Source organism: Cupriavidus alkaliphilus (assembly GCF_014191175.1).
GTDB lineage: Bacteria > Pseudomonadota > Gammaproteobacteria > Burkholderiales > Burkholderiaceae > Cupriavidus > Cupriavidus alkaliphilus.
In genome coordinates, this window is the sequence record NZ_JACHWE010000005.1 from 428,532 (window position 1) to 450,861 (window position 22,330).

Sequence of the window (22,330 nt, forward strand, 5' to 3'; positions counted from 1 at the left end):
GCATGGCTCAAGACGCCGTCACCCCCGTCCACGCCCCGTTGCGGCTCGATGATCCCGACGCGCATCCCTGGCAGGCCGCCTGCGATGCCGTGGTGGTCGGCTTCGGCGCCGCCGGCGCCTGCGCCGCGCTGGAAGCCGCACTTGGCGGCGCGCGCGTGATCGTGGCGGAACGCTTCGAAGGCGGCGGCGCCAGCACCAGAAGCGGCGGCGTGGTCTATGCCGGCGGCGGCACGCCCTACCAGCGCGCCGCGGGCTATGACGATACCCCGCAGGCCATGGCCGGCTACCTGCGCCAGGAAACCGGAGGGGTGGTCAGCGACGCCACGCTGCAGGACTTCTGCGAGAACAGCCGCGCGATGCTCGGCTGGCTGGAGGCGCTGGGCGTGCGCTTTGCCGCCACCGTGCCGCCGCGCAAGACCTCGTATCCGGCGCAGCCCTACTACCTGTACTACTCCGGCAATGAAGCGGTGCCCGCCTACGCGCAGCATGCCGCGCCCGCACCGCGCGGGCACCGCGTCAAGGGCCCCGGCATGTCCGGCCGCACCCTGTATGGCGTGCTGCGCCGCGCCGTGGAAGACAACCGGCAGATCACGGTGATGCGCCAGTGCGCGGCGCGGCGGCTGATCGTGGACCGCGACGGCGCGGTCGTCGGCGTCGAACTGTGGCAGCTGCCGCCGGGCCGTCACCAGAAGCGGCATGCGCGCCTGGCGCGCCTGGCCGAGCGCCTGCACAACGCCATGCCGGCGCTGGCCGACCGGCTGCGCGCGCAGGTGCTGCAGCTGGAGCTGCGCCACGCGCAACCGGTGGCGGTGCGCACCGGCGCGGTGGTGCTGGCCACCGGCGGCTTTATCTTCAACCGTGCCATGGTGGCGCGCCATGCCGGCAAGTACCAGCAGGCCTGGCGCCTGGGCGCGACCGGTTGCGACGGCAGCGGCATCCGCCTCGGCGAGTCGGCCGGCGGCGCCACCCGGCACCTGGAGCGCGTGTCGGCGTGGCGCTTTATCAATCCGCCGTTCGCGTGGGCGCGCGGCTGCGTGGTCGATGCGCACGGCACACGCATCGGCAACGAGGAAACCTATGGCGCCACCCTCGGCCACGCCATCTGCGAGCGGCACGGCGGGCGCGCCTGGCTGGTGCTGAACCGCGCGCTGGCGCGCGAAGCCCTGCGCGAATGCCTGGGCGGCCGGCTGTGGGCGTTCCAGGCCTTGCCCGCGGCATTGCTGATGCTGGCCGGTGCACGCCGCGCCGCCAGCATCGAGGCGCTGGCCGGCAAGCTCGGCATGCCCGGGCAGGCGCTGCGCTCGACCCTCGACGCCTATAACGCCGCGGCGCGTGGCGAAAGGCCCGATCCGGCCGGCAAGTCAGCGGCCATGTGCGCGTCGCTCGAGGCCGGCCCGTGGCTGGCCATCGACATCTCGGCCGGCAGCCGGGTCTTCCCGTGTCCGGCGATCACGCTGGGCGGGCTGGCGGTGGAGGAATCCAGCGGCCGGGTGCTGGCGGCCGCGGGCGACGCGCCGATACCGGGCCTCTATGCGGTGGGCCGCACGGCCGTCGGCATCGCATCCAATCACTACGTAAGCGGCCTGTCGCTTGCCGACTGCATCTGGTCGGGGCGCAACGCGGGCCGCCATCTCGCACAACAGCCTGCTGACGGACGGCAGGCGCATACCCACCAGGAGACTACCCATGAGCCGACGTACTGAAGGAAAGATTGCGATCGTCACCGGAGCCGCCAGCGGCGTCGGCAAGGAAGACGCCTTGCTGCTGGCGCGCGAAGGCGCGCGCGTGGTGCTGACCGATGTGAACGAGGAAGCGGGCCATGCGCTGGCGCGCGAGATCGGCGAGACCGCGCTGTTCGTGCCGCACGACATCGCCAGCGAAGCCGGCTGGCAACAGGTGATGGCGCGCACCGAGCAGCGCTTCGGCGCACCCAGCGTGCTGGTCAACAACGCCGCCATCCTGATGCTGGGGACGGTCGAGGAAGCCACGCTCGAGCAGTGGCAGCGCGTGATGCGCATCAACGCCGACGGCTACTTCCTGGGCTGCAAGTACGGCGTGGCGGCGATGAAGGCGGGCGGCGGCAGCATCGTCAATATGTCGTCGGTGGCGGCGCTGGGCGGCATGGGCGCGTTCTGCGCCTATAGCGCCAGCAAGGGCGCGGTGGCCGCGCTGACGCGCGCCGTGGCGGGCCATTGCAAGCAGAGCGGCTACCGCATCCGCTGCAATTCGATCCATCCGGACGGCATCCTGACGCCGATGACCGCGGCCTTCCTGCCCGGCGGCGCCACCGCGCTGCCCGAGGAAGTCGGCGGCGCCGAGCCGATGCAGCGCATGTGCCATCCGCGCGACGTGGCCAACCTGGTGCTGTTCCTGGCGTCGGACGAGTCGCGCTTCATCAACGGTGCGGAACTGCGCATCGACAACGCCCAGACCATCATGGGCGTGGCCTGAGCGCGCTCACCGCAGAGAAGGACATCATGGCGCCAGTGCAATTCCATCGGCTGCAGATTGCCGAAGTGGTCGCGGAGACGGACCAGGCGCATTCACTGGTTTTCGCGCTGCCGGAGGGGCTGCGCGAGACCTTCGCCTACCGGCCGGGCCAGTTCCTGACGTTGCGCGTGCCCGTCGACGGCGTGCCGCTGCAGCGCTGCTATTCGCTGTCCAGCTCGCCGGGCGTTGACGGCGCGCTGCGCGTGACCGTCAAGCGCGTGCAGAGCGGGCGCGTCTCCAACTGGATCTGCGACCATCTCGGCGCCGGCGATACGGTCGAGGCCATGCCGCCCGCCGGCGTGTTCACGCCGCCAGCGCTGCAGGGCGATTTCCTGCTGCTGGCGGGCGGCAGCGGCATCACGCCGGTGCTGTCGATCGCCAAGGCGGCGCTGCGGCACGGGCGCGGTGCGGTCACGCTGGTGTATGCCAACCGCGACGAACGCTCCATCATCTTTCGCGAGGCGCTGGCGGAACTGGCGCGCAGCCATCCCGGCCGCCTGCGCGTGATCCACTGGCTGGACAGCGTGCAGGGCCCGCCCACGCAGCGCCAGATCGAGGAACTGGTGCGGCCGTGGAGCATGGCGCAGTGCTTTGTCTGCGGTCCCGGGCCGTTCATGGACGGCGCCCAGGCCGCACTGCAGGCGCTGGGCGTCCCGCGCGGCCAGCTGCACGTGGAGCGCTTCGTCTCGTTGCCCGATGCGCCGGCGGCGACGGCGCCAGCCAGCGTGGCCGTGACCGAACCTGCCGTCCGCGCGCCTGCGATGCGCGGCGCGGCCCTCACCGTGCAGCTGGACGGCGCGACCCACCAGGTTGGCGTGGCGTCCGACGAAACCGTGCTCGACGCGCTGCAGCGCGCCGGCGTGGCCGCGCCCAACTCCTGCCGCGCCGGCTTGTGCGGCGCCTGCATGTGCCAGGTGACGCAGGGCGACGTGACGCTCGGCGAAAACCATGTGCTCGACCGCGCCGACCTGGAGGCGGGCTGGACCCTGGCCTGCCAGGCGCGCCCGGCCAGCAGCGAGATCCACCTGAAGTTCCCGGATTGACATGACTCCATCTGACACCCTCGACGCCATTGTGGCACCGGCCGGCATCGAAGCCGCGGCAAACGACAGCATCGCCGAGACCATTCCCGAGCTGCTGCGGCGCGCTGCCAGCCGCCACGGCGAGCGCATCGCCATCCAGGAAGACGGGCTGCGCCTGAGCTACGCCGCGCTCGACGACAGCCGCATCCGGGCGGCGCACGCGCTGATGGCGCTCGGCGTGCAGCCCGGCGACCGCGTGGCCCTGTGGGCGCCGAACTTCTCCGAATGGATCATCGCGGCGCTGGCCACGCACAGCGTGGGCGCGGCGCTGGTGCCGCTCAATACGCGCATGAAAGGGGCCGAAGCCGGCGCGGTGCTGGCCGACAGCGGCGCGCGCTTGCTGTTCTGCGTCGACGGCTTCCTCGGCGAAAGCTATCCGCAGATGCTGGCGCCGCATCGCCCCGGCACGCTGGAGCGGCTGGTGATCCTGCGCCCGGGACAGGGCCGGGCCGCCGGCGCGGACGAACTGACATGGGACGATTTCCTGGCGCTGGCGTCGCGCACCGAGCCGGCGGCATTTGCCGCGCGCGAAGCCGGCGTGCGCGGCGACACGCCGATGGACATCATGTTCACCTCGGGCACCACCGGCCGGCCCAAGGGCGTGATGACCGCGCACGCGCAGAACCTGCGCGCCATCGACGGCTGGGCCGCCATCACCGGGGTGCGGGCAGGGGACCGCTACCTGATCGTCAATCCGTTCTTCCATACCTTCGGCTACAAGGCCGGATGGCTGGCGGCGCTGTCGCGCGGCGCCACGGTGCTGCCCCACCTGGTGTTCGACGCCGAGGCCGTGATGACGCGCGTGGAGAACGAAGGCATCACGGTGCTGCCCGGTCCGCCTACGCTGTACCAGACCCTGCTCAATGCGCCGCGCCTGCGCGAGTTCGACCTGTCCTCGCTGCGCGTGGCGGTGACCGGCGCCTCCGCGATCGCCCCGGCGCTGATCCAGCGCATGCGCGACGAACTGGGCTTCGACACCATCATCACCGGCTACGGCCTGACCGAGTCGTGCGGCTTCGCCACGCTCACGCGCGCCGGCGACGACGCCGAGACCGTTGCCGGCACCTCCGGCCGCGCGATGCCGGGCATCGAGATCCGCTGCATCGACGCGCAGGGCCAGCCGGTGGCCACCGGCGAACCGGGCGAAGTGCTGGTGCGCGGCTACAACGTGATGCAGGGCTATTTCGGCCTGCCGGAAGCCACCGCCGAAGCGGTCGACAGCGACGGCTGGCTGCATACCGGCGACATCGGCACGCTCGATGCGCGCGGCTACCTGCGCATTACCGACCGCATCAAGGACATGTTTATCGTCGGCGGCTTCAACTGCTACCCGGCCGAGGTGGAAAAGCTGCTGGTGGCGCATCCGGCGGTGGCCCAGGTGGCGGTGGTGGGCATGCCGCACGACCGCCTCGGCGAGGTCGGCCGCGCGTACGTGGTGCTGCGCCACGGCGCGCGCGTCGACGCCGACACGCTGATCGCCTGGGCGCGCCGGCACATGGCCAACTACAAGGTGCCGCGCGAGGTGCTGTTCGTGACGTCGCTGCCGGTCAGTGCGGCGGGCAAGGTGCTGAAGTATCAGTTGCGGGCTTCGTGACGGGGGATGGTCTGCACTTCGTTGAGGCGCTGGCCCTCACCCCAACCCTCTCCCGCGAGCGGGAGAGGGAGTACGCAAGCGGGAGTTTGGAAGACCTGGGGCGAATCTTGACCCTGCGGGTTTGCTCCCCTCTCCCGCTTGCGGGAGAGGGGCCGGGGGAGAAGGCAGGCGCGTGCAATAGCGACGGCCTTCACTCCGTTGATGCTCTGGCCCTCACCCCAACCCTCTCCCGCAAGCGGGAGAGGGAGTAGGCAAGCGGGAGTTTGGAAGACCTGGGGCGAATCTTGACCCTGCGGGTTTTCGCCCCTCTCCCGCTTGCGGGAGAGGGGCGGGGGTGAGGGCGGGCGTTTGCAATAGCGACGGCCTTCACTCCGTTGATGCTCTGGCCCTCTCCCCAACCCTCTCCCGCAAGCGGTAGAGGGAGTACGCAAGCGGGAGTTTGGACGACCTGGGGCGAATCTTGACCCTGCGGGTTTGCTCCCCTCTCCCGCTTGCGGGAGAGGGGCGGGGGTGAGGGCGGGCGTTTGCAATAGCGACGGCCTTCACTTCGTTGATGCTCTGGCCCTCTACCCAACCCTCTCCCGCAAGCGGGAGAGGGAGTAGGCAAGCGGGAGTTTGGACGACCTGGGGCGAATCTTGACCCTGCGGGTTTTCTCCCCTATCCCGCTTGCGGGAGAGGGGCGGGGGTGAGGGCGGGCGTTTGCAATAGCGACGGCCTTCACTCCGTTGATGCTCTGGCCCTCTCCCCAACCCTCTCCCGCAAGCGGGAGAGGGAGTACGCAATCGGGAGTTTGGAAGACCTGGGGCGAATCTTGACCCTGCGGGTTTGCTCCCCTCTCCCGCTTGCGGGAGAGGGGCGGGGGTGAGGGCGGGCGTTTGCAATAGCGACGGCCTTCACTTCGTTGATGCTCTGGCCCTCTACCCAACCCTCTCCCGCAAGCGGGAGAGGGAGTACGCAAGCGGGAGTTTGGAAGCTCGAGGAAATGATGCCGCGCGCGGTTTGCTCCCCTCTCCCGCAAGCGGGAGAGGGGAGCGTATTCGAAGGGTGATGGCTAGTTCAACCCTATTCCACAATCGCCGGATGCACCGCCGGCGGGCCGCCCAGCGCCTGCCGGTACGACGGCGGCTGCACGCCTTCCGCGTCGACGATGCCATAGGCCAGCGCCGCTTCCGCCCCGATCAGTACCTGCCCGGACTTGTCCATCATCGCCGGGTCCCGGTACAGCGCGTCGATGATGCGCCCCGTGAACTCCGGCGTTTCCGCCACCGGCGCGAATGCCGCGTACTTGTCCGGATGCTCCTCCCATACCCGCAGCGTGCGCGCGGTGCGCAGCGGTCCCATCCATAGCGACACCGCGGCCACGCCGTAAGGCCGCAGGTCCACCGCCATGTCGTGCGCGAACTTGTCGATGCCGGCCTTCTGCGCGCCGTAGGCCGGCCCATGCATATAGCAGTTGGCGCCGAAGGACGAGGTGAACACGACCAGCCCGCGCCCCTGCGCGGCCATGAGCGGCGCGGCGTGCCAGCTGGCCACGTAGCCGGAACGCAGCCCCACGTCGAGGATGCCGGCCATCTCCAGCGGCTTCTCCCAGAACGGCCCCGGCTGGATCAGCTGGTCATGCAGGAAGGTGGCGTTGTTGACCAGGATGTCCAAGCGCCCGGCCTCTTCGCGCACGCGGCGGTACAGCGCAGCGACCTGGGCGTCGTCGCCGTGGTCGCAGGCGACCGCGATGCCGCGCCCGCCGAGGGCATCGATCTCGCGCGCGGTGGCGTGGATGGTGCCGGGCAGCGGCGCGCTGCCTTCCTGTTCGGTGCGGCCGGTGACATACACCGTGGCGCCGGCCGCACCCAGCGCCAGCGCAATGCCGCGGCCGGCGCCGCGCGATGCGCCGGTCACCACGGCGACGCAGGCTTGTCCTGATTCCGTCATCTTTGCTCCTCTGTGTAGGGGTCTGTCCCGCGCAGAGGGTGCGGCCAGCGCACCGCCCGCACATCACTCGTTCGGACTACCCCGGGCCGCGCCCGCGGGCCGGCCGGCAAGGCCCGCGTGGCGATACCGGCTAGTCCGCCAGGACGATGCAGCAAGTGCCCGTACACGAAAGAATCGGTCCCATCGACAGGCTGCAGCCGCGCCGCAGCCGCTTTCGACACCCACATCGAACCTGAGGAGACCGGCATGTTGGATATTCGTGCGCTTGGCTACATCGTGGTCGAGTCCACCGACATCGGGCAGTGGCGAGGCTATGCCGAACAAGTGCTCGGCATGGCCTGTTCCGGCGCGCCCGGCGGTGCGCTGTACGTGAAGATGGACGAGCGCGACTACCGCTACCTGGTGGTGCCCGGTGCGCGCGATCGCTACCTGGCATCGGGCTGGGAGCTGGCCGACGAGCCCGCCTATCGCCATGCGCTCGAGACGCTGCGCCAGGCCAACGTCGAAGTCGTGCCCGCCAGCTCCGCGGAACTGGCGCAGCGCCGGGTGCAGGCGATGGCGTGGTTTGCCGATCCGTCCGGCAACCGCCACGAGGTCTCGTGGGGCATGCGCTCCGACTTCCTGCGCTTCGTCTCGCCGGTCGGCGTGCCGCGCTTCATCACCGACCCGATGGGGGCGGGGCATACCGTGCTGCCGGCACCGGCCTTCGACCAGACCTATGCCTTCCTGCGCGACGTGATGGGCTTCGGCCTGTCCGACATCTTCCGCGTGCGCTTCACCAGCGACCCCAACGAGCCGGAAAAGCGCATCCACTTCCTGCACTGCGCCAACGCCCGCCACCACAGCCTGGCGATCTTCGAGATGCCGTCCGAAGCCGGCTGCATCCACGTCATGGCCGAGGTGCCCGACATGGCCGAGGTGGGCCGCGCGCTGGACCGCGTGCAGCAGCACGGCGTGAAGCTGTCGGCCACGCTGGGACAGCACTGCAATGACCGCATGACTTCCTTCTACATGAAGACCCCCGGCGGCTTCGACCTCGAGTTCGGGCACGGCGGGCTGGCGGTGGACTGGAGCCAGCACGCCGCCTACGAGGCCACGCGGGTAAGCCTGTGGGGCCATGACTTCAGCATCGGATACCGCTAAGCGCGGCACAGACCTATGACCAAGACGATCGACAAGACCATGAGCACGGCCGACGTGGTCGGCCAGCTCGCCGACGGCATGACCATCGGCATCGGCGGCTGGGGCCCGCGCCGCAAGCCCATGGCGCTGGTGCGCGAGATCCTGCGCTCGCCGCTGAAAGACCTGACGGTGGTCGCCTACGGTGGCCCCGAGGTGGGCATGCTGTGCGCCGCCGGCAAGGTGCGCCGGCTGGTGTTCGGCTTTGTCTCGCTCGACGTGATCCCGCTCGAGCCGTACTTCCGCCAGGCGCGCGAGCGCGGCCTGCTGGCGGTGACCGAGCTGGACGAAGGCATGCTGCAACTGGGCCTGCGCGCCGCGGCGGCGCGCCTGCCGTTCCTGCCGACGCGCGCCGCGCTGGGCACCGATGTGCTGGACCGCAACCCGCACCTGAAGACCGTGCGTTCGCCGTACGACGATGGCGAAGTCCTGCTGGCGATGCCGGCGATCCCGCTGGATGCGGCGCTGCTGCACGTGAATGAAAGCGATGTGCTGGGCAACACCCGCATCGATGGCCCCGATCCGTTCTTCGATGAGTGGTTCGCGCGCGCCGCGCAGCGCTGCTATGTCAGCTGCGAAACGCTGCACCCGCGCCTCGAAGACACCGACCTGGCGCGCGCCCGCAACAACCCGTTCGAGCGCGCGCTGGTGAGCGGCGTGGTACACGCGCCGGCGGGAGCCCATCCCACTTCGTGCGCGCCGGCCTATGGCTGGGACCTGCCGGCGCTGAAGTCCTACTGCGCCAGCGCCGACGCGGAAGACGGATTCCGCGCCTACCGCGACGAGGTGGTGGGCGACAGCGAGGCGCACTACCTGGCGTGCATCGGCGGCCTTGGCCACGTGCACGACCTGCCGCTGCCCGTACTTTGATCACCAAGGAGCGACTGTGAGCGCCACTTATGAATTCACCCGCGCCGAGCTGATGATTGCCGTCGCCGCCCGCGCCTGGCGCGACGACGGCGAGGTGCTGGCCACCGGCATCGGCACCGGCCCGCGCATCGCCGCCGGCCTGGCGCGGCTTGCGCACAACCCCGGCCTGCTGCTGACCGACGGCGAGGCCTACCTGGTCGAAACGCCGGTGCCGCTGGGCCCGCGCGAACCGGACTACCAGGTGCGCGCGAGCGGCTGGATGGGCTATGCGCGCGTGTTCGACTGCCTGTGGGGCGGGCGCCGCCACGCGCTGGTGATGCCGACGCAGATCGACCGCTTCGGCCAGGCCAATATCTCCTGCCTGGGCGGCACCCATGCGCAGCCCAAGACGCAGTTGCTCGGCGCCCGTGGCTTCCCCGGCAACAGCATTCACCACGCCAATTCCTTCTTCGTGCCCGGCCACAGCACGCGCGCCTTTGTCGCCGGCGAAGTCGACATGGTCTGCAGCGTCGGCTACAACCCGGCGCGCCGGATCGAGGGCATGCGCAGCTTCGTCGACCTGCGCGTGATCGTCACCGACCTGTGCGTGATGGACTTCGGCGGGCCGGAACATGCCATCCGCGTGCGTTCGCTGCACTCCGGCGTGAGCCTGGACCAGGTGCAGGCCGCCACCGGTTTCGCGCTGGCCAACGCGCCCGGTGAAGCGCTGCCGGAGACGGCGGCGCCGACGCCGGAAGAGTTGCGGCTGATCGCGCAGCTCGATCCGCACAACCTGCGCGCCACGATCGTGCGCGGCAATCCTGCCGGACGCGCGTGACACGGAGATCCAAGCCATGACATCGCCAGCTACCGAAGCCATCGAACTGGGCCCCAACGCCGAAGTGCTCTACCAGGTCGCGGACGGCATTGCCACCGTGACCATGAACCGGCCGCAGTTCCACAACGCGCAGAACTCGAAGATGACGTATGCGCTGGACGAGGCCTACCGGCGCGCCGCCGCCGATGACGCGGTCAAGGTGATCGTGCTGCGCGGCGCCGGCAAGCATTTCTCGGCCGGGCACGACATCGGCACGCCGGGGCGCGATATCAACGAGACCTTCGAGCGCGCCTCGCTCTGGTATGACCACGTCAACAAGCCCGGCGGCGAGTTCCTCTATGCGCGCGAGCAGGAGGTCTACCTGGGCATGTGCCGGCGCTGGCGCGAGCTGCCCAAGCCCACCATCGCCATGGTGCACGGCGCCTGCATCGCCGGCGGCCTGATGCTGGCCTGGGTGTGCGACCTGATCGTGGCCTCCGACGATGCCTTCTTTGCCGATCCGGTGGTGCGCATGGGGATTCCCGGCGTCGAGTACTTCGCGCATGCGTATGAGCTGCACCCGCGCATCGCCAAGGAATTCCTGTTCCTGGGCGAGCGCATGGGCGCCGAGCGCGCCGAGCGCATGGGCATGGTCAACCGCGTGGTGCCGCGCGAGGCGCTGGAGGACACCGTCTACGGCATGGCCAGCAAGGTCGCGCAGATGCCGCGGCTGGGCCTGACGCTGACCAAGCAGGCCGTCAACCATGTGGAGGACCTGCAGGGCAAGCGCACCGCGATGGATGCGGTCTTTGCCTGGCACCACTTTGCCCACGCGCACAACGAGCTGGTCAGCGGCGACAAGCTGGGCGGCTACGACGCGCGCGCGATGGCGGCGTCGCAACGCACCGGCGGCGAGGACAAGGCATGAGCAACGCGAGCCTGCACACAGTGCTGTGCGACCTGCTGGGTTGCCGCTACCCGATCGTGCAGACGGCGATGGGCTGGGTGGCGGACGCGAAGCTGGTCGCTGCCAGCGGCAACGCCGGGGCCTTCGGCTTTCTTGCCGGCGCGACCATTCCGCCCGGCGAGGTCGAACAGGAGATCCTGCGCGTGAAGGCGCTCAGCGACCGGCCGTTCGGCATCAACTTCCACATGTTCCAGCCCAACGCCGACGAGGTCATCGAGATGGCGATCCGCCACCGGCTGCGCGCGGTCAGCTACGGGCGCGGGCCGGACGCGAAGATGGTCGGCCGGCTCAAGGCCGCGGGCGTGGTCTGCATGCCGACGGTGGGCGCGGCCAAGCATGCGGCCAAGGCCGTGGAGATGGGCGCGGACGTGGTCACGGTGCAAGGCGGCGAGGGCGGCGGCCATACCGGCGGCACGCCGACCACGCTGCTGCTGCCGCAGGTGCTGGACAGCGTCAGCGTGCCGGTGGTGGCGGCGGGCGGCTTCTTCGATGGCCGCGGGCTGGCCGCGGCACTGGCCTACGGCGCGGCCGGCGTGGCCATGGGCACGCGCTTCCTGATGTCGGCCGAGTCGCCGGTGCCGGCGCAGACGCTGGAGCGCTACGTCAAGGTGCGCGACCCCGGGCAGATCCGGGTGTCGCTGGCCATTGACGGGCTGCCGCAGCGAATGATCGACAACGACCTGCTGGTCGGGCTGGAGAAGGCCGGCCCGTTGCGGCGCACCTGGCTGGCGCTGGCGGCCGCGCGCAAATGGCAGGCGCGCACCGGCATGCGCAGCATGCAGCTGCTGGCGACGGCCTGGCGCGCGATGCGCGAGCAGGACTACAGCGCCGCGCAGACGCTGATGGCCGCCAATGCGCCAGTGCTGATCCAGCGCGCGATGGTGGAGGGGTGCCCGGATGAAGGGGTGCTGCCCAGCGGGCAGGCGGCCGCGGCGATCGGGGCGATCGAGTCGTGCGAGCAGATCGTGGCGGGGATGGCCAGGCAAGCGCTGGCGCGGATGGAGGCGCTGGCTATGCGGGAGGCCGGACTTCGTTGACGCGCCCGCCCTCTCCCCCAGCCCTTCTCCCGCACGCGGGAGAGGGCCGGGGAGAGGGCCGGCGTTTCCATCGCAGCGAGCCTTGGAAAGCCGACCCAACGCACAAACAACCATGACAAGCCAACCCACCATGAAACCGACGCACCAACCCTTCCGCATCGACACCGCCGACGGCATCGCCGAACTGGTGATCGACCACCCGCCCGTCAACGCGCTCGACAACGCCGGCTGGCATGCGCTGGCCGCGGCCATCGACCGCCTCGGCACCGATCCCGCCGTGCGCGTGATCGTGCTGCGCGGCGAAGGCCGCGGCTTCTGCGCGGGCGTCGATATCAAGGAACTGTCGGCGCACCCGGAACGCATCGTCGACGTCAACGCCGGCAACTACGCGACCTTCCGTGCCGTGCACCGCAATCCCAAGCCGGTCATCGTCGCCGTGCACGGCTTCGTGCTGGGCGGTGGCATCGGCATCTGCGGCGCGGCCGACATCATCGTCGCGTCGGCGTGCGCGCGCTTTGGCGTGCCCGAGATCGACCGCGGCGCCATGGGCGGCGGCGCGCACCTGCAGCGCATGTTCGGCGTGCAGAAGGTCAGGGCCATGTACTTCACGGGCGAGATGATCGACGCCGCCGAAGCCTATCGCCTGGGCGCGGTCGAGCGCGTGGTGCCGCGCGCCGGACTGCGCGATGCCGCCATGGCGCTGGCGCGCCAGATCGCGGCCAAGAGCCCGGCCATGCTGCAGCTGGCCAAGGAAGCGCTCAACGGCGTGGAAGACGGCAACCTGGAAGACAAGTACCGCTGGGAGCAAGGCTTCACGCTGCAGGCGTACATGAGCGCCGACTCTGGCGAGGCGCGCGCCGCGTTCGTCGAAGGCCGCGAAGCTTCCTTTGCGCAGGGAGCACGCGATGCAGCTTGAATATACCGACGCCCAGCGCGCCTTCCGCGCCGAGGTACGCGACTGGATGGCCGCGCACGTGCCGCGCACGCCGCTGGAAAGCTTCGACACGGAAGCCGGCTTTGCCCAGCACCGCGCCTGGGAGGCCACCCTCAACCGGGGCCGCTGGAGCATGGTCACGTGGCCCGCAGAACTGGGCGGGCGCGGCTGCGACCTGATCGAATGGCTGATCTTCGAGGAAGAGTACTGGCGCGCCGGCGCGCCGATGCGCGTGAACCAGAACGGCATCTTCCTCCTCGGCCCCACGCTGATGGAATTCGGCACCGAGGCGCAGAAAGCGCGCTTCCTGCCGCGCATGGCCGCCGGCGAGCATATCTGGGCGCAGGGCTGGTCCGAGCCCAACGCCGGCTCCGACATGGCCGCGATCCGCTGCAGTGCGATCCGCGACGGCGATGACTATGTGATCAACGGCCAGAAGATCTGGTCGACGCGCGCGGTGTGGGCCGACTGGCTGTTCGGGCTGTTCCGCACCGACCCGGCGTCGACGCGCCACCACGGGCTGACCTTCGTGCTGGTGCCGCTCGACACGCCCGGCATCACCGTGCGCCCGATCCGCCAGCTCAACGGCCAGACCGGCTTTGCCGAGATCTTCTTCGACGACGTGCGCGTGCCGGTGGAAAACCGCCTGGCCGCCGAAGGCGCCGGCTGGCAGGTGGCGATGGCCACCGCCGGCTTCGAGCGTGGCCTGATGCTGCGCTCGCCCGCGCGTTTCCAGGAAACCGCGCGCGCGCTGGTGCGGCTGTACCAGGCCAACCGCGAGGCCGCGGACCGCGACCCGTCGCTGCGCGAAGCGGTGCTGCGCGCGTGGATGGATGCCGAGGCCTACACGCTGTCGACCTACGCCACCGCGAGCCGGCTGGTAAAGGGCGGCCACATCGGCGCGGAATCGAGCACCAACAAGGTGTTCTGGTCCGAGCTGGACATCCATATGCACGATACCGCGCTGGCCATCCTGGGGCAGGCCGCCGAAGTCGCGCCCGCCGGCCAGCCGCCGGGTTCGCTCGGCCACTGGCTGGATGGCTTCCTGTTCTCGCAGGCCGGGCCGATCTACGCCGGCACCAACGAGATCCAGCGCAACATCGTCGCCGAGCGCCTGCTCGGCATGCCGCGCGCATGACGGCACCCGGGGAATACACATGGATTTCGCATTGACCGAAGAGCAGGAACAGTTTGCCGAGGCGATCCGGCGCTTCCTGATGACCGAGATGACGCCGGAGCTGACGCGCGAGCTGTGGGCGACCGAGACCGGCCGCTCCGATGCGCTGTGGCGGCAACTGGCCGACCAGGGCATGACCGCCGTGATGGTGCCGGCGGAGCAGGGCGGGCTCGGGCTGGCCGAGCTCGAATGGGCGCCGCTGGCGCAGGCGTGCGGCTATTTCGCGCTGCCTGAGCCGCTGCTCGACACCGCGCTGGTGGCGGCCGGGCTGCTGCGCGATGCACTCGATGCCGCGGCCGACGCCGCGACGCGCGAGCGCTGCGCTGCGCTGCTGGAACGCATCGCCGCCGGCGAGGCGCGCGTGGCGGTCGCGCACCCGCAGGACCGGCTGGTGGCGGACGCCCATGTCGCCGACGCCGTCCTGTGCGCGCATGACGGGGCCGTGCACCTGCTGCGGCCGGACCAGGCGAGGTTGACCGCGCGCACGGGCCTGGATCCGTCGCGCCGGCTGTTCGAGCTGGCGTGGACGCCGGGCGCCGAGAACCGGCTGGTCCCGGTGGCGGCCGGCGCTGGCCTGTGGGACGCGGCGCTGAACCGCGGCGCGCTCGGCGTGGCCGCGCAGCAGCTGGGCCTGACCCAGCGCATGCTCGACCTGGCGATCGACTACAGCGCGCAGCGCAAGCAGTTCGGCAAGGCCATCGGCGCCTACCAGGCGGTCAAGCACCTGCTGGCGGACGTGGCGATCCAGCTGGAGTTTGCCAAGCCGGTGCTGCTGCGCGCCGCTGCCGCATTGGCACACAACCTGCCGCAGGCGGGGCTGCATGTCTCGCATGCCCGGGTCGCCGCCGCGCGTTGCGCGTGGAGCGCGGCGCGCCAGGCGATCCAGGTGCATGGCGCGATGGGCTACACCTGGGAGCTGGACCTGCAGATCTTCACCAAGCGCGCCTGGGCCCTGGCGGGAAGCTGGGGCGACCGCGCCTTCCACAAGGCACGCCTGGGCGCGCACATCCTGGACGGCGAGCACGCGATCGGCGCCGGCGCCACCTTTGCCTGAATCGCCCGATCCCAAGGAGAACCAAGACCATGAACAACGCCTATATCGTTGATGCCCTGCGCACCCCCACCGGGCGCCGCAAGGGTGGACTGTCGCACCTGCACGGCGCCGACCTGGGCGGCTTCGTGCTGGCCGAGCTGGTGCGCCGCAACGGCATCCCCGCAGAAGACTATGACGACGTGGTGTTCGGCTGCGTCGACACCATTGGCCCGCTGGCCGGCAATATCGCGCGCAGCGCGTGGCTGGCGGCCGGGCTGCCGCTGACGGTGCCGGGGGTGACGGTGGACCGCCAGTGCGGCTCGTCGCAGCAGGCCGTGCACTTCGCCGCGCAGGCGGTGATGAGCGGCACGCAGGACGTGGTGATCGCCGGCGGCGTGCAGACCATGACCCAGATCCCGATCTCGTCGGCGATGCTGGCCGGGCAGGCGCTCGGCTTTGCCGACCCGTTCTCGGGCAGCAAGGGCTGGCAGGCGCGCTTCGGCGATGCGCTGGTGTCGCAGTTCCACGCGGCGCAGCGCATTGCCGAGCACTGGAAGCTGTCGCGCGAGGCCATGGAGGCCTATGCGCTGGAGAGCCACCAGCGCGCGGCCGCGGCGATCGAGGGCGGCCGCTTCGCGCGCGAGATCGTGCCGTGCGAAGGCGTGACCCGGGACGAAACCCCGCGTCCCGATACCACGCTGGCCAGGATGGCCGCACTCGAACCGCTGATGCCGGGCAGTTCGCTGACCGCTGCCGTGTCCAGCCAGACCGCCGATGCCGCCGCCGCGCTGCTGATCGTGTCCGAGGACGCGCTCAAGCGCTACGGCCTGACGCCGCGCGCGCGCATCGCGCATATGAGCGTGCTGGGCGACGACCCGCTGTGGATGCTGACCGCGCCGATTCCGGCAACGAAGCGCGCGCTGGAGCGCAGCGGCCTGCGCCTGGCCGATATCGACGTGGTCGAGATCAACGAGGCCTTCGCCTCGGTGGCGATGGCATGGCTGGCCGAGACCGGTTACGCACCCGAGCGCACCAACCCCAACGGCGGCGCCATCGCGCTGGGCCACCCGCTCGGCGCCACCGGCGCGCGCCTGATGACCACGCTGCTGCACGAACTGGAGCGCACCGGCGGCCGCTACGGCCTGCAGACCATGTGCGAAGGCGGCGGGCTGGCCAACGTCACCATCATCGAACGGTTGTAAGGAGCACATCATGGGCATTTGCGACGGACGCACCGTCATCATCACCGGCGCCGGCGGCGGGCTGGGCCGTGCCTATGCGCTGGCCTTCGGCGCCGAGGGCGCCAACGTGGTCGTCAACGACATCCGGCGCGACGCGGCCGAGGCGGTCTGCGCGGAGATCCGCGCCGCCGGCGGCAATGCGCTGGCGAGCGATGACGACATCACCACGCTGGCCACCGCGCAGCGCATCGTCGATGCCGCGGTCGCGGCCTATGGCGAAGTGCATGTGCTGGTCAACAACGCCGGGATCTGCCGCGACCGCATGTTCGTCAGCCTGACCGAGTCGGACTGGGACGAGGTCATGCGCGTGCACCTGCGCGGCCACTTCTGCCTGGCCAACCTGCTGGCGCGGCGCTGGCGCGATGCGGCCAAGGCAGGCCGCGCGGTCGACGCGCGCATCATCAACACCAGCTCCGGCGCGGGCCTGCAGGGCTCGGTGGGGCAGTCGAACTACGCCGCCGCCAAGGCCGGCATCGCCGCGCTGACGCTGGTGCAGGCCGCGGAACTGGGCCGCTACGGCATCACCGCCAATGCCCTCGCGCCGGCCGCACGCACCGGCATGACCGAAGACGTGTTCGCCGACATGATGAAGGCGCCGGAGGGCGGTTTCGACTATTACGACCCGGCCAATGTCGCGCCACTGGTGGTGTGGCTGGGCAGCGCCGGCTCCGCGCAGGTCAACGGGCGCATGTTCGAGGCGGCCGGCGGCATGGTGTCGGTGGCAGACGGCTGGCGCACCGGCCCCAAGGCCGACAAGGGCGGGCGCTGGCAACCGGCTGAAGTCGGCGCGGCAGTGGCGGGGCTGCTGGCACAGGCGCAGCCGCCCCAGGCGGTGTACGGCAGCTGAGCGCGACGGCCATGGATTTTTCCCTTTCAGTCGAACACCAGATGGTCCGCGACAGCGCGTGCGACTACCTCGGCGCGCACAGCGATTCGGCGGCGGTGCGGCGCGTGACCGAGGCCGGGCCGGCTCACGACGACGCGCTGTGGCGTGCGATCGCGGGCGAGCTTGGCTGGTGCGGCATCGCGCTGCCCGAAGCCGTGGGCGGTGCCGGCCTGGGCGCGCCCGGTCTGGTGCTGCTGCAGGAGCAACTGGGCCAGCGCCTGGCGTGCGTGCCGTTCTGGTCGACGGCATGCGTGGTGGCGCCGTGGCTGCAAGGCAGCGTCGGCCACAGCGGGCCGTGGCTGGAGCGGCTGGCCACGGGCGAGTGCCGCGCCGCGGCGGTGCTGCCGGACGATGGCGGCTGGCACTACGACAGTGTCCCGATCACTGCGCGGGCCGGCGCAGACGGCTTCGTGCTGCGCGGCAGCGCCGCCCAGGTGGCCGATGTCGCCGGCACCGACTGGCTGCTGGTGCCGGCGCGGCTCGATGACGGCGAGCCGGCGCTGTTCCTGCTGGAGCCGCCCGCGCTGGCGCAGGACGCGCGCTTCGTTATCGCGCCGCTGGATACGCTCGACCGCACGCGGCCACTGGCGTCGCTGCGGCTCGACGGCCTGGCCGTTGCCGCAGGCGCCTGCCTGGCGCGAGGCAACGCCGCCGTCCAGGGCCTGGCCCAGGCGTGGTGGCACGGCAAGCTGATGCTGGCGGCCGAGCAGCTCGGCGCGGCTCAGCAATGCCTGGACCTGACCGTTGCCTATGCCTCGGAGCGGATCCAGTTCGGCCGCGCCGTCGGCTCGTTCCAGGCGGTCAAGCATCGCTGCGCGCAAATGATGGTGCTGGTCGAGGCGGCGCGCTCGGCCGTGTATGGCGCGGCGCAGGCGTGGGAGGCGGCGGCTGTCGCCGACGCGCGGCTCGAGATCTGCGCTGCCGCCGTCGCCGCCGACGACGCCCTGCGCTTCTGCGCGCAGGAAGCCATCCAGCTGCATGGCGGGGTCGGCTTCACCTGGGAATACGACCCCCAACTCTATTTCAAGCGCGCGCAGGCCGCCGGCCAGTGGCTCGGCGGTGCCGGTGCCGCGCTTGCCTACGTTGCCGCCAATGGCCCGCAGGCATGGAGGACAGCATGAAAGCGAATGACGAGTCGGCATTCCGCGCCGAGGTGGCGGGGTGGCTGGCCGGGAACCTGGCTGGCGAATTCGAATGCCTCAAACACCGCGGCGGCCCCGGCGACGAAGAAGCCTATCCCGAGCTGCGCAAGGCGTGGGAGCGGCGGCTGGCCGAAGGCGGCTGGACCGGGCTGGGCTGGCCGCGCGCGCATGGCGGGCGCGAGCTGCCGGTGATGCAGCAGGTGATCTTCCACGAGGAATACGCGCGTGCCGGCGGCCCGGGCCGCATGGGGCATATCGGCGAGGGGCTGATCGGCCCGACCCTGATCGCCTTCGGCACCGAGGACCAGAAGGCGCGGCTGCTGCCCGGCATCCTTAACGGCACCACGTTCTGGTGCCAGGGCTATTCGGAACCCGGGGCGGGCTCGGACCTGGCCAACGTACGCACGCGCGCGGTGCGCGATGCCGCCAGCGGCGACTGGCTGGTCAGCGGGCAGAAGGTCTGGACCTCGCTGGCGCACGAATCCGACTGGATCTTCGTGCTGGCGCGCTGCGAGCCCGGCTCGCGCGGCAGCAAGGGTTTGATTTTCCTGATGCTGCCGCTGGACCAGCCCGGCATCGAAATCCGCCCGATCCGCCAGATGGGCGGCGGTGCGGAGTTCAACGAGGTCTTCTTCGACGGCGCGCGCGCCGCGGCTGCCGACGTGCTGGGCGAGCCCGGCGACGGCTGGCGCATCGCCATGGCGCTGCTCGGCTTCGAGCGTGGCATCTCCACGCTGGGCCAGCAGATGCAGTTCACGCATGAGCTGGAATGGGTGGCGCAGGCCGCGCGCGACAACGGCAGCAGCCGCGACGCGCTGGTGCGCCAGCGCATCGCGCGCGCCTGGGCGGGCCTGCGCGTGATGCGCGCCAACGCCTTGCGCATGCTGGCCGGCGCCGCGCAGGCCGGCCAGGACGGCGGCACTGCCTTGCAGCGCGAGGCGCTGATCTACAAGTACTACTGGTCCAACTGGCACCGCGACCTCGGGCAACTGGCGCTGGACGTGCTGGGCCCGCTCGCCAACGTGCTGGACCCGGCCGACACGCGCCGCACGCGGCTGCAGCAGATGGCGCTGTTCTCGCGCGCCGACACCATCTACGCCGGCACCAACGAAATCCAGCTCAACATCATCGCCGAACGCGGGCTGGGCATGCCGCGCGAGGCCCGAGGACAGTTATGACCCTTCATGCAGAAATCCCCAGCGCCCCGGCCTATGTGCCGGGTCACCAACTGCTCGCCGGCAGGAGCGTGCTGATCACCGCCGCCGCCGGCGCCGGCATCGGCTTTGCCGCCGCGCGCCGCTGCGCCGAGGAAGGCTGCCGCGCGCTGATGATCTCCGACATCCATCCCAAGCGGCTGGACGAGGCGGTCGAGCGCCTGCGCGCGGAAACCGGGCTGCAGGCCATCCATGGCCAGCGGTGCGATGTGTCCGACGAAGCGCAGGTGCGCGCACTCGTGGCCGCGGCGGAGGAGGCACTCGGCGGCACCGACGTGCTGATCAACAACGCCGGCCTGGGCGGCTCGCGCCGCCTAGTTGATATGGACGATGCCGAGTGGTCGCGCGTCATCGATATTTCCCTCACCGGCACCTTCCGCATGACGCGCGCGATGCTGCCGCACATGCAGGCGCGCCGCCGCGGCGCCATCGTCAACAACGCCTCGGTGCTGGGCTGGCGGGCGCAGAAGGAGCAGTCGCACTATGCCGCGGCCAAGGCCGGGGTGATGGCGCTGACGCGCTGCAGCGCGATGGAGGCCGCCGAGTTTGGCGTGCGCATCAACGCGGTGGCGCCGAGCATTGCGCTGCACGACTTCCTGAAGAAGTCGGCGCCGGCGGATCTGCTGCGGCAACTGAGCGAGCGCGAGGCCTTCGGGCGCGCGGCGGAGGTGTGGGAGGTGGCCAATGTGATGGTGTTCCTGGCCAGCGATTATGCGTCGTATATGACCGGGGAGGTGTTGCCAGTGAGTAGTCAGCGGGCTTGAGGGGCCTGCGATATGCGAATGCGCTGGTGCTTGCCACCACCCCTTCGCATTCGCTCCCCTCTCCCGCGAAGTGGGAGAGGGGTGGGGGAGAGGGCCGGAGCTTCCACGAAGTGAAGGGCGTCGCGATTGCGAATGCCTGCCCTCTCCCCCGGCCCCTCTCCCGCAAGCGGGAGAGGGGAGCAAGCAAGTGGGATCGGGGAAGTTGTCGGTATGTCCCCGCGCCAATGGGCACAGGCATCACAGGAAAAACCATGCCAACAATCTTCCGCTGCGCCGAAGACATCCACGCCGCCGTCGGCCAACACCTCGGCGCCAGCGCCTGGACCCGCATCACCCAGCAACAGGTCGACCAGTTTGCCCATGCCACCGGCGACCACCAGTGGCTGCACGTCGACCCCGAACGCGCCGCGCAGGGCCCCTACGGCGCCTGCATCGCGCACGGCTACCTGACGCTGGCGCTGGTCAACCAGTTCCTGCCCGAGCTGGTCGCCGTCGAAGGCATGAAGTTCGGCGTCAACTACGGCTGCGACAAGGTGCGCTTCCCGGCGCCGGTGCGTGTCGGGGCACGCGTGCGCGGCGTGGGAGAGGTGGTGCGCGCCGAGACCCTGGATGGCGGCGTGCAGTCGGTGGTGCGCATGACCGTGGAAATCGAAGGCGAGCCCAAGCCCGCCTGCGTGGCTGAAACCATCAGCCGCTACTACTTCTGAACAGGAACACACAGCATGAAAGACGCAGTCATCGTCGCCGTCGCGCGCACCCCCATCGGCAAGGCCTTTCGCGGCGCCTTCAACGATACCGAAGCCCCGGTGCTGGGCGGCCACGTGGTGCGCGCGGTGGTGGAGCGCGCCGGCGTGGACCCGGCCGAGGTCGACGATGTGCTGATCGGCGCGGCCGCACAGCAGGGCACCCAGGGCTACAACCTGGGCCGCCTGTGCGCGGTGGCGGCGGGCCTGCCCGACAGCGTCCCCGGCATGACCATGGACCGCATGTGCGGCTCCGGCCTGATGACGATCGCGGCGGGCGCGCGCGCGATTCAGTGCGGCGAGGCCGACATCATCGTCGCCGGCGGCGCGGAGTCGATCTCGCTGACGCAGAACAAGCATAAGAACAGCTATCGCGCCCAGTCCGAAGCGGTGCTGGCGCGCCAGCCGGCCGCCTACATGGCGATGATCGAGACCGCCGAGGTGGTGGCGCGCCGCTATGGCATCAGCCGCGCCGAGCAGGACGCCTACGCCTGGCGCAGCCAGCAGCGCACCGCCGAGGCGCAGCGGCGCGGCGCCTTCGATGACGAGATCGTGCCGCTGGAAACGCGCCGCGCGCTGTTCGACAAGGCCGGCGCGCTGACCGGCCACGAGACCGTGCGGCTGGCGCAGGATGAATGCAACCGGCCCGACACCACGGCTGCCAGCCTGGAGGCGCTCAAGCCGGTCTGGAGCGGTGGGCAGGCCGTCGCCGCGGGCGAGCACATCACCGCGGGCAATGCCTCGCAGCTGTCCGACGGCGCCGCCGCGGTGCTGCTGATGAGCGCCGACGAGGCGCGCCGCCGCGGCCTGCGGCCGCTGGGGCGCTACCGCGGCATGGCGGTGACGGGCTGCGCGCCGGACGAGATGGGCATCGGCCCTGTGTTCGCGGTACCGAAGCTGCTGGCGCGCCATGGCATGACGGTGGCGGACGTGGGCCTGTGGGAGCTGAACGAGGCCTTTGCCTGCCAGGTGCTGTACTGCCAGCAGAAGCTGGGCATTGCCGATGCGCGGCTGAACGTCAACGGCGGCGCCATTTCGATCGGCCATCCGTTCGGCATGTCGGGCGCGCGCATGACCGCGCACGCGCTGATCGAAGGCCGCCGCCGCGGCGTGCAGCAGGCGGTGGTGACGATGTGTATCGGGGGCGGCATGGGGGCGGCGGCGCTGTTCGACGTCCTGTAAGAGCCGCTGGTCTGCTCCGCTCTGCCGCAAGCGGCAGAGCGGAGCAGACAAACAACATCACTCCAAAAC

General features: G+C 70.6%; 20 protein-coding genes. 19 read left to right on the top strand and 1 reads right to left on the bottom strand.

The window, feature by feature from the left end:
- Nucleotides 1-2 precede the first annotated feature (2 nt).
- Genes FHX60_RS19570 through FHX60_RS19585 form a run of 4 tightly spaced genes read left to right on the top strand, consistent with a single transcriptional unit; the run spans nt 3 to nt 5,166 of the window.
- The gene (locus tag FHX60_RS19570) at nt 3-1,703 is read left to right on the top strand and encodes an FAD-binding protein (protein WP_183284294.1); all 1,701 of its coding nucleotides are present in this window, start codon (nt 3-5) and stop codon (nt 1,701-1,703) included.
- Entirely contained in the window at nt 1,687-2,451 is a 765-nt protein-coding gene (locus FHX60_RS19575; protein WP_018009071.1) for an SDR family oxidoreductase, read from the top strand. Before FHX60_RS19570 ends, FHX60_RS19575 begins: the two co-directional genes overlap by 17 nt.
- A gap of 26 nt (nt 2,452-2,477) precedes the next feature.
- Entirely contained in the window at nt 2,478-3,533 is a 1,056-nt protein-coding gene (locus tag FHX60_RS19580) for a ferredoxin--NADP reductase (protein WP_183284295.1), read from the top strand.
- Between the two features lies 1 nt (nt 3,534).
- Nucleotides 3,535-5,166: a FadD3 family acyl-CoA ligase gene (locus tag FHX60_RS19585; protein ID WP_183284296.1), complete on the top strand. Its 1,632-nt coding sequence runs from the start codon at nt 3,535-3,537 to the stop codon at nt 5,164-5,166.
- 1,063 nt (nt 5,167-6,229) lie between these two features.
- Here FHX60_RS19585 and FHX60_RS19590 read toward each other — a convergent pair.
- Nucleotides 6,230-7,096, bottom strand: coding sequence for an SDR family NAD(P)-dependent oxidoreductase (locus tag FHX60_RS19590; RefSeq protein ID WP_183284297.1), 867 nt, complete (start codon nt 7,094-7,096; stop codon nt 6,230-6,232).
- 246 nt (nt 7,097-7,342) lie between these two features.
- On the opposite strand from FHX60_RS19590, the gene FHX60_RS19595 reads away from it, so the two are divergent.
- The 15 genes from FHX60_RS19595 to FHX60_RS19665 all read left to right on the top strand — a co-directional run bounded on the left by FHX60_RS19595 (nt 7,343) and on the right by FHX60_RS19665 (nt 22,261).
- Complete coding sequence (locus FHX60_RS19595) at nt 7,343-8,239, top strand: VOC family protein (protein ID WP_112774850.1); 897 nt, start codon at nt 7,343-7,345, stop codon at nt 8,237-8,239.
- Between the two features lie 15 nt (nt 8,240-8,254).
- Complete coding sequence (locus FHX60_RS19600) at nt 8,255-9,145, top strand: CoA transferase subunit A (protein ID WP_112774851.1); 891 nt, start codon at nt 8,255-8,257, stop codon at nt 9,143-9,145.
- Nucleotides 9,146-9,161: 16 nt separating this feature from the next.
- On the top strand, nt 9,162-9,962 hold the full coding sequence (locus FHX60_RS19605; RefSeq protein WP_183284298.1) for a CoA-transferase subunit beta: 801 nt from the start codon (nt 9,162-9,164) through the stop codon (nt 9,960-9,962).
- Between the two features lie 16 nt (nt 9,963-9,978).
- Nucleotides 9,979-10,869: an enoyl-CoA hydratase gene (locus FHX60_RS19610; protein ID WP_183284299.1), complete on the top strand. Its 891-nt coding sequence runs from the start codon at nt 9,979-9,981 to the stop codon at nt 10,867-10,869.
- Nucleotides 10,866-11,945: an NAD(P)H-dependent flavin oxidoreductase gene (locus FHX60_RS19615; protein ID WP_183284300.1), complete on the top strand. Its 1,080-nt coding sequence runs from the start codon at nt 10,866-10,868 to the stop codon at nt 11,943-11,945. Before FHX60_RS19610 ends, FHX60_RS19615 begins: the two co-directional genes overlap by 4 nt.
- 130 nt (nt 11,946-12,075) lie before the next feature.
- On the top strand, nt 12,076-12,861 hold the full coding sequence (locus tag FHX60_RS19620) for an enoyl-CoA hydratase family protein (RefSeq protein WP_112774855.1): 786 nt from the start codon (nt 12,076-12,078) through the stop codon (nt 12,859-12,861).
- Nucleotides 12,851-14,017, top strand: coding sequence for an acyl-CoA dehydrogenase family protein (locus FHX60_RS19625; protein WP_112774856.1), 1,167 nt, complete (start codon nt 12,851-12,853; stop codon nt 14,015-14,017). The genes FHX60_RS19620 and FHX60_RS19625 overlap by 11 nt, the downstream gene beginning before the upstream one ends.
- 19 nt (nt 14,018-14,036) lie before the next feature.
- On the top strand, nt 14,037-15,110 hold the full coding sequence (locus tag FHX60_RS19630; protein ID WP_183284301.1) for an acyl-CoA dehydrogenase family protein: 1,074 nt from the start codon (nt 14,037-14,039) through the stop codon (nt 15,108-15,110).
- A 29-nt stretch (nt 15,111-15,139) separates the two neighbouring features.
- Nucleotides 15,140-16,291 carry an acetyl-CoA C-acetyltransferase gene (locus tag FHX60_RS19635; protein ID WP_183284302.1) on the top strand — a complete coding sequence of 384 codons (1,152 nt, stop codon included), beginning with the start codon at nt 15,140-15,142 and terminating at the stop codon, nt 16,289-16,291.
- Nucleotides 16,292-16,301: 10 nt separating this feature from the next.
- Nucleotides 16,302-17,177, top strand: a complete 876-nt coding sequence (locus FHX60_RS19640) for an SDR family oxidoreductase (RefSeq protein WP_112774859.1) — start codon at nt 16,302-16,304, stop codon at nt 17,175-17,177.
- Between the two features lie 11 nt (nt 17,178-17,188).
- Entirely contained in the window at nt 17,189-18,337 is a 1,149-nt protein-coding gene (locus FHX60_RS19645; RefSeq protein ID WP_183284303.1) for an acyl-CoA dehydrogenase family protein, read from the top strand.
- On the top strand, nt 18,334-19,536 hold the full coding sequence (locus tag FHX60_RS19650) for an acyl-CoA dehydrogenase family protein (protein ID WP_183284304.1): 1,203 nt from the start codon (nt 18,334-18,336) through the stop codon (nt 19,534-19,536). Before FHX60_RS19645 ends, FHX60_RS19650 begins: the two co-directional genes overlap by 4 nt.
- The gene (locus tag FHX60_RS19655; protein WP_112774862.1) at nt 19,533-20,336 is read left to right on the top strand and encodes an SDR family oxidoreductase; all 804 of its coding nucleotides are present in this window, start codon (nt 19,533-19,535) and stop codon (nt 20,334-20,336) included. The genes FHX60_RS19650 and FHX60_RS19655 overlap by 4 nt, the downstream gene beginning before the upstream one ends.
- Before the next feature lie 251 nt (nt 20,337-20,587).
- Complete coding sequence (locus FHX60_RS19660) at nt 20,588-21,043, top strand: MaoC family dehydratase (RefSeq protein WP_112774863.1); 456 nt, start codon at nt 20,588-20,590, stop codon at nt 21,041-21,043.
- Nucleotides 21,044-21,058: 15 nt separating this feature from the next.
- Nucleotides 21,059-22,261 (top strand): acetyl-CoA C-acyltransferase, encoded by a 1,203-nt coding sequence (locus FHX60_RS19665; RefSeq protein WP_112774864.1) that lies wholly within the window; start codon nt 21,059-21,061, stop codon nt 22,259-22,261.
- Nucleotides 22,262-22,330: the final 69 nt, after the last annotated feature.

Bases quoted from the DNA above. Each gene is read 5' to 3' on its own strand.
- FHX60_RS19625 (WP_112774856.1), top strand. From the start codon at position 12,851: ATGCAGCTTGAATATACCGACGCCCAGCGCGCCTTCCGCGCCGAGGTA.
- FHX60_RS19635 (WP_183284302.1), top strand. From the start codon at position 15,140: ATGAACAACGCCTATATCGTTGATGCCCTGCGCACCCCCACCGGGCGC.
- FHX60_RS19585 (WP_183284296.1), top strand. From the start codon at position 3,535: ATGACTCCATCTGACACCCTCGACGCCATTGTGGCACCGGCCGGCATC.
- FHX60_RS19595 (WP_112774850.1), top strand. From the start codon at position 7,343: ATGTTGGATATTCGTGCGCTTGGCTACATCGTGGTCGAGTCCACCGAC.
- FHX60_RS19575 (WP_018009071.1), top strand. From the start codon at position 1,687: ATGAGCCGACGTACTGAAGGAAAGATTGCGATCGTCACCGGAGCCGCC.
- FHX60_RS19590 (WP_183284297.1), bottom strand. From the start codon at position 7,096: ATGACGGAATCAGGACAAGCCTGCGTCGCCGTGGTGACCGGCGCATCG.
- FHX60_RS19610 (WP_183284299.1), top strand. From the start codon at position 9,979: ATGACATCGCCAGCTACCGAAGCCATCGAACTGGGCCCCAACGCCGAA.
- FHX60_RS19580 (WP_183284295.1), top strand. From the start codon at position 2,478: ATGGCGCCAGTGCAATTCCATCGGCTGCAGATTGCCGAAGTGGTCGCG.
- FHX60_RS19570 (WP_183284294.1), top strand. From the start codon at position 3: ATGGCTCAAGACGCCGTCACCCCCGTCCACGCCCCGTTGCGGCTCGAT.
- FHX60_RS19600 (WP_112774851.1), top strand. From the start codon at position 8,255: ATGACCAAGACGATCGACAAGACCATGAGCACGGCCGACGTGGTCGGC.
- FHX60_RS19620 (WP_112774855.1), top strand. From the start codon at position 12,076: ATGAAACCGACGCACCAACCCTTCCGCATCGACACCGCCGACGGCATC.
- FHX60_RS19660 (WP_112774863.1), top strand. From the start codon at position 20,588: ATGCCAACAATCTTCCGCTGCGCCGAAGACATCCACGCCGCCGTCGGC.
- FHX60_RS19630 (WP_183284301.1), top strand. From the start codon at position 14,037: ATGGATTTCGCATTGACCGAAGAGCAGGAACAGTTTGCCGAGGCGATC.
- FHX60_RS19665 (WP_112774864.1), top strand. From the start codon at position 21,059: ATGAAAGACGCAGTCATCGTCGCCGTCGCGCGCACCCCCATCGGCAAG.
- FHX60_RS19615 (WP_183284300.1), top strand. From the start codon at position 10,866: ATGAGCAACGCGAGCCTGCACACAGTGCTGTGCGACCTGCTGGGTTGC.
- FHX60_RS19640 (WP_112774859.1), top strand. From the start codon at position 16,302: ATGGGCATTTGCGACGGACGCACCGTCATCATCACCGGCGCCGGCGGC.
- FHX60_RS19650 (WP_183284304.1), top strand. From the start codon at position 18,334: ATGAAAGCGAATGACGAGTCGGCATTCCGCGCCGAGGTGGCGGGGTGG.
- FHX60_RS19655 (WP_112774862.1), top strand. From the start codon at position 19,533: ATGACCCTTCATGCAGAAATCCCCAGCGCCCCGGCCTATGTGCCGGGT.
- FHX60_RS19645 (WP_183284303.1), top strand. From the start codon at position 17,189: ATGGATTTTTCCCTTTCAGTCGAACACCAGATGGTCCGCGACAGCGCG.